General features: G+C 53.1%; 9 protein-coding genes. 7 read left to right on the forward strand and 2 right to left on the reverse strand.

The annotated features are described in order from the left end of the window. Positions 1 to 171 precede the first annotated feature (171 nt). A complete protein-coding gene (locus N512_RS0116950; protein ID WP_025010504.1) occupies positions 172 to 1,344 on the forward strand; it encodes a porin in 1,173 nt (390 codons plus the stop codon). Between the two features lie 153 nt (positions 1,345 to 1,497). Then, complete coding sequence (locus tag N512_RS0116955; protein ID WP_197021468.1) at positions 1,498 to 2,250, forward strand: hypothetical protein; 753 nt, start codon at positions 1,498 to 1,500, stop codon at positions 2,248 to 2,250. Between the two features lie 161 nt (positions 2,251 to 2,411). Here N512_RS0116955 and N512_RS0116960 read toward each other — a convergent pair whose 3' ends face one another. Further along, entirely contained in the window at positions 2,412 to 3,935 is a 1,524-nt protein-coding gene (locus N512_RS0116960) for a sigma-54-dependent Fis family transcriptional regulator (RefSeq protein ID WP_028781078.1), read from the reverse strand. 167 nt (positions 3,936 to 4,102) lie between these two features. On the opposite strand from N512_RS0116960, the gene N512_RS0116965 reads away from it, so the two are divergent. Genes N512_RS0116965 through N512_RS0116975 form a run of 3 tightly spaced genes read left to right on the forward strand, consistent with a single transcriptional unit; the run spans position 4,103 to position 7,754 of the window. After that, positions 4,103 to 5,662, forward strand: coding sequence for a flavocytochrome c (locus N512_RS0116965; RefSeq protein WP_028781079.1), 1,560 nt, complete (start codon positions 4,103 to 4,105; stop codon positions 5,660 to 5,662). A 26-nt stretch (positions 5,663 to 5,688) separates the two neighbouring features. Continuing rightward, a complete protein-coding gene (locus tag N512_RS0116970) occupies positions 5,689 to 7,326 on the forward strand; it encodes an HAL/PAL/TAL family ammonia-lyase (RefSeq protein ID WP_028781080.1) in 1,638 nt (545 codons plus the stop codon). A gap of 44 nt (positions 7,327 to 7,370) precedes the next feature. Then, positions 7,371 to 7,754 carry a cytochrome c3 family protein gene (locus N512_RS0116975; RefSeq protein ID WP_025010509.1) on the forward strand — a complete coding sequence of 128 codons (384 nt, stop codon included), beginning with the start codon at positions 7,371 to 7,373 and terminating at the stop codon, positions 7,752 to 7,754. Between the two features lie 204 nt (positions 7,755 to 7,958). Here N512_RS0116975 and N512_RS0116980 read toward each other — a convergent pair whose 3' ends face one another. Continuing rightward, the gene (locus tag N512_RS0116980; protein ID WP_028781081.1) at positions 7,959 to 9,245 is read right to left on the reverse strand and encodes an alpha/beta fold hydrolase; all 1,287 of its coding nucleotides are present in this window, start codon (positions 9,243 to 9,245) and stop codon (positions 7,959 to 7,961) included. 192 nt (positions 9,246 to 9,437) lie between these two features. Here N512_RS0116980 and N512_RS0116990 point away from each other — a divergent pair, with 192 nt between their 5' ends. Continuing rightward, positions 9,438 to 10,085 (forward strand): MBL fold metallo-hydrolase, encoded by a 648-nt coding sequence (locus tag N512_RS0116990; RefSeq protein WP_028781082.1) that lies wholly within the window; start codon positions 9,438 to 9,440, stop codon positions 10,083 to 10,085. A 161-nt stretch (positions 10,086 to 10,246) separates the two neighbouring features. After that, positions 10,247 to 10,431, forward strand: a 185-nt coding sequence (gene tnpA, locus N512_RS24170) for an IS200/IS605 family transposase (RefSeq protein ID WP_028781083.1), incomplete at its 3' end; no start/stop codon positions are given.

The following is a 10,431-nucleotide window of genomic DNA, read 5'->3' on the forward strand; positions in this document are numbered from 1 at the left end:
ACGCCCGCCAACCGCGATATTTCACGATTTGTCGATCCAGCTCAGGAAACCAGGGGTTGGGATTGGCTTTTTAACAGCTGGCACGCAAACTGCAGCCCTCGAGTAACACATAGAAATATGTCTAATAAATCAGCGTATTAAACGCGTTTTACTTATAAAAGGGTAATGAATATGAACAAGAAGATCCTGGCACTTATGATCCCGGCTATGCTGGCGAGTGGCGCTTCTCAGGCTGTGGAACTGTATAACGATCAGACCAACAGTGTGAACATGATAGGTTGGTTGGGTTTTGCCGCCTTCAATGATGGTCATGAAACCTCTGTTATTGATAACTTCTCTCGCGTAGGTTTCCGTTTTGACCGTCAGGAGCGTAACGGCTGGCGTGCCTTTGCCCACACAGAGTGGGGCATCAACATGGTGACCAGCGATGACGGCCTGATCTACACCCAAGGCCAGGGCGGCGGTCAGATGCGTGCCGAGAAGAACAGTGACTTCTTGTTCAACCGCTTGGGTTATGTGGGTATGGCTCACGATAAGTGGGGTACTCTGACTTTCGGTAAGCAGTGGGGTGCATACTATGATGTGGCTTACACTACCGACGTGCTCAATGCCTTCACAGGTTGGTCTGTAGGTGCCTACACCTTTGGTGACGGTGGCCTGACCGGTGCCGGTCGTGCCGATGCTGCCTTCCAGTATCGCAATACCTTCTTCGGCAAGCTGCATATCGCCCTGCAGTATGCTTCCAAGCAAAATGACGATGTTGCCCTGTTTGACGAAAACGGCGCCGCTCTGAACGATGGCTCCGAGCTGAGCTTTGACTCCAGCTATGGTGCCAGCGTGACTTACTATGTGACCGATAAGTTCAAGGTTCTGGCCGGTTTCAACCGTGGCGACTTTGAAGGCAACCTGGCCGGTGTTGCCGTTGATGATACCAACCAGATCGTCGGTATCGGTGCCCAGTACGGCAGCTTCTACCAGTATGCTCCAGGCCGTGACGCCGATGGTCTGTACGTGGGCTTCAACGCTCACAAGAGCAAGCAGAACGAACTGGTTGGCGGCAGCCTGTACGACTCCACCGGCGGCGAATTCATCCTTGCTTACCAGTATGACAACGGCTTCGTTCCTTCTCTGTTGCTGAGCTATCAGGATCTGGACACAGATGCCAACACCGCCATCCAAGGCGATTGGACCCGCCAGTTTGCGGTTCTGGGTCTGCACTACCGTTACAGCCGTGACACTGTGATGTATGCCGAAGCCAAGATTGACTTCAGCAGCATGGATGACAAGTCCTGGGAAGATCTGCAGGACAACAACTATGCGGTAGGTATCCGTTACTTCTTCTAAGGGGCTCCCTGTATTTCCCTGCACAGGCCACCTTATGGTGGCCTTTTTTTACTTTATTCACGAGCTTATCCATTGCATTGGGCAAGGGAAACTAGATGCCATCACGGACATGAGTCCAGGGTGTGAAGGAGACTCTGATTGAACAAGGAAAAGATGAAACTCAATAGTAAAATAATCGGGTTGGCCGTTACTTTGCTTGGCGGTTTTAGTACGACTGATGCCGGCGCATCGACTCAAATAGAGGCCGGTTATCTGGGGTTTACGAGTGCCACCCGTGACGATAATCCCGGGGCTTTCAACCAAAGCTTTGCCGCGCTCAGTCATTTCAGTCGTGACGAGCGCAATACTTTTTATCAGATGCTCAAGGTGGAAAACCCCGGTAAATGGGTGGCAGATAAACGGGTCGCCTTCAAGTCATTGACGGTTTGGCATTATCGGCTCAACGAAGAGCGTACCGCCCTGTGGCTGCAAAACTTTCTCGGCACCCATAAGCACCTGACCGAGGACAATTTTTATCTCGGCTTGAAGCAGCATTTTGACTGCGGCGCGCTGCGTTTCAACCTGGGGTTGGCGGGGCATTATACTGTGAGTCAGTCTAATCTGACCGATAAAGATTACTCAGGATTATCCGGCGTAGTGCTCAATGGCAACAGTTATTACGATTTGCCAGTGCTCACCAAGGGCTGGAAACTGAACTTGGATTATACTGCGGCTTTTGGCCGTGACCGCGAGCATGCGGCTGTCTTTGGTTATGACGACGATTATGGTCATCAATTGTTTGCCGCTGTTTCCGGCCCATTGGCGCAAGACTTGAGTCTCAAGCTGCAACTGACGCACTACAAGAGTTGGGGCACTGCACCCAACGATGGCCTTGAGTACAGCTTCTCGCTGCGCTACGCGTTTTAACGCCACTGGTATATGCGCTTTCAAGCCCGTTGATGCGACAAGATGCAACGGCAGCAAGGTGCAATAAAAAGGCCGAAAGTGATGACTTTCGGCCTTTTATGTTATTTTTCCCCGCCGGAATGAGCTTGCTCCTGTCCAGAGTCGTTTGCTATGTCCTGTTTCTAAACGATCCCCAGTTTTTTCATCTTGCTGCGCAAAGTATTGGGGTTGATATCCAACAGCTCGGCAGCGCCGCCGGGGCCGTAGAGCTTGCCGCCGGTCACTTTAAGGGCGTGCTCTATGTATTTACGGGTCATGGTTTCCAGCGGTACCAGTTGATTGCCCGCATGGCTGGGGTCGACCACTATGGTCTGGCCGCTGGCGGTGGCCACGGCTTCGGTTTGTGGCGCCAGGAAACTGAAGTCCAGTGGTCCGGCCGGGTTTTGAATGATGGCCCGCTCCAGCACATTGATCAGCTCTCTGACATTGCCGGGCCAATTGTACTGACTGAGAATGGCCAACTGCTCAGGGCGGATACAGGGCAGTTTGAGCAATTGGAATCGGGCACTCAGCTGTTCAATAAAATGCTGCACCAACAGAGGGATATCTGTGCGCCGCTGGCGTAAAGAGGGGATGTCTATCGGGAATACCGCCAGCCGATACCAGAGATCCTCACGAAAATCCCCCTGATGCACCATGGCTTGCAGGTGCCTGTGGGTTGCCGCTATCACTCTGATGTTCAGGTGTACCTGTTCATGGCCACCGACCCGGGTAATGGTGCTGTTTTGCAGTACCCGCAGCAGTCTCACTTGAGCCGAGAGTGGCAGTTCACCTATCTCATCGAGGAAGATGGTGCCGCCGTTGGCCTGTTCAAAATAACCGGCCTTGCGCGATTCGGCGCCGGTAAAGGCGCCTTTCTCATAACCGAACAGCTCTGAGTCGATAAGGGTCTCGGGAATGGCGCCGCAGTTGACTTTGACAAAGGGTTTTCCGGCCCTGGCCGAGAGTTCATGAATGGCGTTGGCAATCACCTCTTTTCCGCAACCGGTTTCCCCCAGCATCAGTACTGTGGTGTTGAGATGGGCGATGGATTGCACTTGTTGCATCACCTGTTTCAGCCCCGAGTTGGCACCGACCACACCGTTTTGCACATCCAGCGTGCGTTTGAGGCTAACGTTTTGTTTGGCCAGCGCCTGATTTTCCAGCAGCAGATTACGACCTCTGAGATTGAGAGCAGTGATCAGGGCAAAGGTACTCATCTGCGGCGCCAACATATCTGCGTGTCGGGGGCGGAAGGTGCCGGCACTCTTGGAGTAAAAGCCTACTATGCCCAAATGGGTATCTTCCATCGACATACGTAAAATGATCAGCGAGCGGATCCCGGGGATCACCTTGGGGGCAACCTGGGATGTCACGGGATCATGATCAATGTCGTTAACAATCCTCACCCTCGGCCTATCGGGATCTTCCAGCGTTTTGGCCAGTCCCTCTGGGAGGGAAACCTGGACATCAAGCGTGCTTGCCTGCGTTTCGCTGGCCTGGGCGATAAATTGTATATCATTGAATTCTTTTCGATAAATATTAATGAACAGGCCATCGAGTGGCACTGAGTCACGTACATAGTCGAAGTAGTGTTTAAGCGAGGTTTCCAACTGCAGGCTACTGCAGAGCCGCCTGGTACACTCGTAATAAAAGTGTTTTTCCATTGATATTTCAAATAAACCGCGAAGTTTCGTGATTGTAGATCTTTATATTTCGTGATTCTGTGGCCGTAATCATAAATCTCCCCCTGAGCACCTCTTTTTGGTTAGTTGGCATGGCCAGTGCAACTGGTTGACTGAGTTCTTTCCCTGCATGAAAGGAAAATAAGTACATGACAGAAAAACAGAAAATAGACAGTGGTCGTCGTCAGTTGCTCAAGGGCGGCGCCGCTCTGGCAGTGACCGGGGTGGGGATGGCTGTCAGCAGTGGTGCCATGGCCCAGTGCCGCGAACAGGCGCCGGAATCCTTTGATGAACTGGTAGACGTATTGGTAGTCGGCAGTGGCTTTGCCGGTATGGCTGCGGCCCTGCAGGCCCGTGAAACCGGTGTCAGCGTAATGGTTATCGACAAGATGCCGGTTTTTGGCGGCAACTCAACCATTAATGGTGGTGCCATGGCGGTTGCCGGTTCTCCGTTGCAAAAGCAGGCCGGTATTGAAGATTCAGTAGATGCCATGGTGGCCGACATGTTGCGCGCAGGTCGTGGTATGAATGATGTTGAAATGCTCAAGCTGGTATGTAACGGCACGGCAGAATCCTGCCAGTGGCTGATTGACTACGGCGTCAAGTGGAAGCCTTTCGTACAGCATTTCGGTGGTCACAGTGTGCAGCGGGTACTGCAGACAGTAGAAAGCTCCGGCGCCGGTATCATACGTCCGCTGGTCAAGGCTGCCCGCGCCAAAGGCGTGATCATGAAAAATCAAACAAAGCTCGAATCTTTTATCCGTGATGCTGAAGGCCGCGTGATCGGGGTCGAGGTTCGTGAAGGTTATTATTTCCCACGGGAGCGGACAGGTAAGATACGCACCATAGGTGCCCGCAAAGGGGTGATCATGGCGACCGGCGGCTTTGGTCGGGATATCGAATATCGCATGATGCAACTGCCTGAGCTGAACAATGACCTGGACTCAACCAACCATCCGGGTGCGACCTCTGAAGCACTGAAGCAGATGATGCTTCTGGGGGCCAACCCTATCCATCTGGATCAAATTCAGCTGGGCCCATGGGCATCACCCGATGAGAAAGGTTTTGGTACTGCATCCCAGTTCAACACCATTGCTACTTATCCTCACGGCATAGTGGTGGATGTGCGCACCGGTGAGCGTTTCTTTAATGAGCTGGCCGACCGTAAGGCGCGTGCCGATGCCATCATGACCCGCAGAGATGAGCACAATAACCCTGTGTATCCCATTGGCTTTACCAATGCCGAAGGTGCCAAGAATGCCCAGACACTGGATTGGGGTATCAAGTACAAGGTGATCACCAAGGCCGACACTCTGGATGAACTGGCCAAGGCCTATGGTATGCCGGCCGACAAGCTCAAGGCGCAGGTGGCCCGCTGGAACGAAGCGGTCAAGAGCGGTGAAGACAAAGAGTTTGGTCGTCCAATGCAGGAAGCCATAGTGCTGGACAAGGGCCCATGGTACGCGGTGCGTATGTGGCCGAAAGTTCACTACTGCATGGGTGGTGTCAAGGTTAATACCAATTCTGAAGTCCTGCATCTGGTCAGTAACCAGCCGATTGCAGGCTTGTATGCGGCCGGTGAATCCACCGGCGGTATTCACGGTGCCAGCCGCCTCGGTGCCTGTGCTGTGGCTGAAGGTATTGTCACCGGCCGTAACGCTGGCCGTAACTGTGCCGCTGCCAAGCCGGTAGCACTGAAGCAAGCGTAACAAATTCAATAACAAGGAGTAAGATGATGAACAAATCTCTAATGCTGGCGTCGCTGACGCTGGGCCTGATGTCAGGCAGTGCTCTGGCAATGGAACAAGTGGTTCTGGATGGCAAGCACATGACTCAGGAACAAGCCTGGGCCATTGCCGATGGCGCCAAAGTCAAAGTAGCCGCTCAGGCACGCACCAAACTGGTTAAGTCTCACGAGTTGCTGATGGAAGCTGCGCGTCTGGGTAAGCCGGTTTATGGTCTGACCGTAGGTGTGGGCCTGAATAAAGACCACAAGCTGTTTGATGCCAATGGTGAGCTGAGTGCCGCCGTTATGGATGCTTCCCGTAGCTTCAACTACAGCACGCTGCGCGCTCACAGTGCCGGTGTCGGCGAGCCTATGCCAGTGCGTCTGACCCGTGTGGCTCTGGCCGTGCGTCTGAACACCATTCTGGCCGGTCAAACCGGGGTTCAGCCTGTGGTTGCCGACCTTTACGAAGCCTACCTGAACAAGGGTATTACTCCTGTCATTCCTTCACAGGGTACTGTGGGTGAAGCCGACATCCTGCTGGCCTCTCATGTAGGTCTGGCGATGATTGGTGAGTGGGAAGTGTTCTACAAGGGCAAGCGTGTCAGCAGCCGTGAAGCCATGGCCGATGCCGGAGTTCCTTTGCTGGAGCCTATGGGTAAAGATGCCCTGTCTATCCTGTCCAACAACGCAGTGGCTGTAGCCTATGCGATGAAGGGCTATCAGGATGCCAAGCACCTGCTGGAAGTGTCTCCAACCGTATTCGGTCTGAGCCTTGAAGGTTTGAATGGTAACGTGGCACCTTTCCTGCCACAAACCAATGATATCCGTCCTTTCCCTTATATTCAGGCAACGACTCAAGATATTCTGGCGCAACTGGATGGCAGCTATCTGTGGCAACTGAATGATGAGCGTCCGCTGCAGGATCCTCTGAGCTATCGCACCACAGCCTACACTCTGGCCAGTGCCAAGAAAGCCCTGGTGGATCTGGGCGAAGTGATCGATATCCAGATCAACCACTCAGACGATAACCCAGCCGTAGTACTGGGCGCATCCAAGGACTACAGCCAGTTCCCTCAGGTAGCCAAATACATGGTTGAAGGCAAGGGTGGTGTGTTCCCAACCACCAACTTCGAGCCTCTGCCTGTTGCCTTGGCGGTACAGAACCTGAGCACTGCCCTGACTCACGTGTCTCATAACAGTGTAATGCGCACTATCCACCTGTCTGATGCCCACTTTACCCGTCTGAGCCGCTTCCTGGCCGGTCCGGAAAACAATGGTCATGCTTTCGGTGCTATCCAGAAAGCCTTCGTTGACATGCAGGTGCGTAACAAGCAACTGGCTAGCCCGGTTTCATTCGATGGTATCCAAATTGCCGGTAACATCGAAGACACGTTCACCAACCTGAAACTGGCTTCTGACAACCTGATCCAGATTGTTGACAACACCAACACCATCTATGGTCTGGAGCTGTTGCACTCTACTCAAGCTATCGATCTGCGTAAGATGCACGACAAGAGCCTGAAGCAGGGTAAAGCCACAGGTGCCATGTATGAAGGTTATCGTCAGAAAGTGCCTTTCGTAAGCAAAGATCGTCCTTTCACTCCTGACATTCAGGCGTCACACGACTTTATTGCCAACTACTGATAGAAGAGCGGGGCAGGTTACTGCCCCGCAACAGGAAGCCCAAGATGTTGAAGATGATATCCACTGTTCTTGTAGCCTGCGCCTTGTTGCTGCCTGGAGCGGCCAACGCCATGAAGATCAAGGACTACCACAAAGAAGTCATGACGGCTGAAAATGGTCGTGTCGATTGCGCCGCCTGCCATGGTGATGCCAAGCGCAAGACCATTCCCGATGCGACAGCCTGTGAAGCCTGCCACGGCACTCCTGAAGATGTTGCCAAGCAGACAGCACGTCCGGCCAACGCCGGTCATGATGTTGAACCCAACCCCCATGACAGCCTGCACTATGGCACGGACTTGCCATGTACTTACTGCCATCAGGAGCACAAAGAGAGCAAGGTTTATTGCAATCAGTGCCATGAGTTCACCTATCCAGCAATGAAGCGCTAAGTCGGCGGTTCGAGTCTCCCTGTATTCTTTGGATTGGACCCAGTCCGTTATTTCCACCGCAGCCTTGGCTGCGGTTTTTTTTGGATAAAAAAAGGTCTGCCAAAAGGGCAGACCGGGACGACACCGAAACAAGCGTTTAAGCAAAGCGTCAATGGATGTGGAACCAAGTTCAGTGTGCGCTTTTAAAATTAACCCAAACTGAATTCACCTGAGCGCCTGGCCGCGATTGAGCGCAATCAGCTTATCGAGGATCCGCTCACCATCCATGCGTATGCCATTGTGCTCATATTCAGAGGTCAACCAATACTTGAGGTTGCCGACTCTGGCGGCGGTTTCCAGGCTGTAGGCCTGCTCGACATACATGTCTTCGCTGTAGATGGCAGCGGCGACAGGTACACGGTTATTGGCGAGAATGTTAGGGTCATAGAGTGAGGGCCAATCGGCTTTGGCGGCCAGCAATTCGGCGCAGGCTTTCAGCGGCTTGAGGTTGGCAAACTGTTCGAACATCCAGGGATAAATCATCTCACCACTGAAAAGCAGCTCTTTGGCGTCCGGGGCAAAAGCCGGATATTCGGCTCGCACCCTGTGGGCAGCCCAGTTGGCGGCTTGCTGCTGGCAGTAGATGGACTCGTGCATGATGGCAAACAGTGGGTTGGTATTGTAATCCAGCATTTGGCAGAACTGCGCCTCAAACAGAGGATTCAGTGCCTTGCCACTTGGGGTATCTATCAAGGCTTGCTCCAGCAGATAGTAGACGGCCTCCGGCCCTTGCTCCATGCCTAAGTTGACCCCCAAAAGTTGCAGCATTTCCTGGGTCAGCCGCTCTCCTGTAGCCAGGCGCGCATCATGGTTATTGATAAAGTCTCTGAGCTCGACCAATAGGGCTTTGGCATCCTTGAAGCGGGCAAAGAAATCCTGGTTTTTGGCCAGCAAGCGCTGATAAGTTGCCCGGTAAACTTCGGCTGCGGTGCGCTCAAGGGAAGGGATACCGCCGGTAATATAGGCTTCCTTGAGTCCTTGCGGTGCGGCGCTCAGGTATCTGAGTACGCAAAAACCACCGAAACTCTGACCAAGAATGCTCCAGGGAGTATCAGGACTAAGTTGCGCCCGAATCGCCTCGGCATCGCGGATGATGTTGTCGGCGCGAAAATGGCTCAGATACTCGGCCTGCTCGTCAGGCGTCATGCCGTCCAGCGTCTTGAAGCTGACCGGACTTGAAAGACCAGTACCGCGCTGATCCAACAAGAGTACCCTATACTCCTTGAGTGCTCTTTTAATCCAGCCACCATTGGCAAGGGGGCGGGCGGCACCAAAGCCAGGGCCACCCTGAAAGAACACCAAGAGTGGCAGGGTCGCGGCGTTATCTTGGGTGCCGATAAGCTCCCGGGCAAAAATTTGCAGTTGTTCCCCGGTGGGATGCTGATAATCCAGTGGCAGAGAGAAGAAGTGTTTGCGGCTCAGGATGCCAGCAAGACGGCTGTCTGTTATCATGTAGGGCCTTGGGCTTGACAGTGGATGGCTCAAAATTGTATACAAAAATCCCTGCGCTGCAAACCGGCGCCAGAAAAGCCGCCTATCTGGCGCTTTCCTGCCCGGGATCAATTTTTCTGTTGCAGGGTTGATGGATCATGCACCGAGACGATCTATCGATCATGGAACGATAACAGCCTGCGAGTGTGTGTAATGAAATACCAGATCATCCCAGTGACCCCTTTCCAGCAGAATTGCAGCCTCATCTGGTGTGAGAAGAGTGGCAAAGCCGCTGTGATAGATCCAGGTGGTAACCATGAGCGCATCATGGATGCCCTGGCGCAGCACGGCCTGCAGTTGCAATATATTCTTTTGACTCACGGCCACATAGATCATGTTGGTGCCGCCAAGGCTTTGGCCACCGAATGTGACGTGCAGATTATTGGCCCGCATATCGACGATAAATTTTGGCTGGAGAACCTGCCACGCCAAAGCCAGAACTTTGGTTTCCCGGCCTGCGCCGCCTTCGAGGCTGACCGCTATCTGGAAGATGGCGAAGAGGTTATCTTGGGCGAGCAGGCATTGCAGGTGTTTCACTGTCCGGGGCATACACCCGGGCATGTGATCTTCTTTGACCGCGAAGAGAACCTGGCTTGGGTGGGAGATGTCCTTTTCCGTGGCTCTATAGGCCGTACTGACTTTCCCGGCTCCAACTATCAGCAGCTGATTGACTCCATTCGTTACAAACTCTGGCCTTTGGGCGAGCAGGTCAATTTCATTCCCGGCCACGGCCCTATGTCGAGCTTTGGTGAAGAAAGGCGTAATAACCCCTTTGTTGCCGATCAGCTACTGGCCGATTGAGGCATTCCAGTCGCAACAGACCCGGGCATGCCCGGGTTTTTATTGTTACCCCAAAACCACCTCCTATGGAGGTGGTGATCGTCAAGTCGGGGCTCAGCCCGAAGAGTGCCCATACTGCATACTGACTCGGTTTGTTACCAGCAAATCAAGGAGTAAGCAGTATGAGCCGATATGAAAGTGCATCGCACGTCTTCTATCGCTGTCAGTATCACATTGTATGGACGCCAAAGTATAGACACAGGATCTTGAAGGGCCGAGTTGGGCAGGAGGTTTGTCGCAGTATTTATATCTATAGCGGCATGAAGAAGTGTCGGATAGTAGAGCTAAATGTCCAGATAGACCATGT

This window comes from Shewanella sp. 38A_GOM-205m (assembly GCF_000518445.1).
Classification (GTDB): Bacteria; Pseudomonadota; Gammaproteobacteria; order Enterobacterales; family Shewanellaceae; genus Shewanella; species Shewanella algae.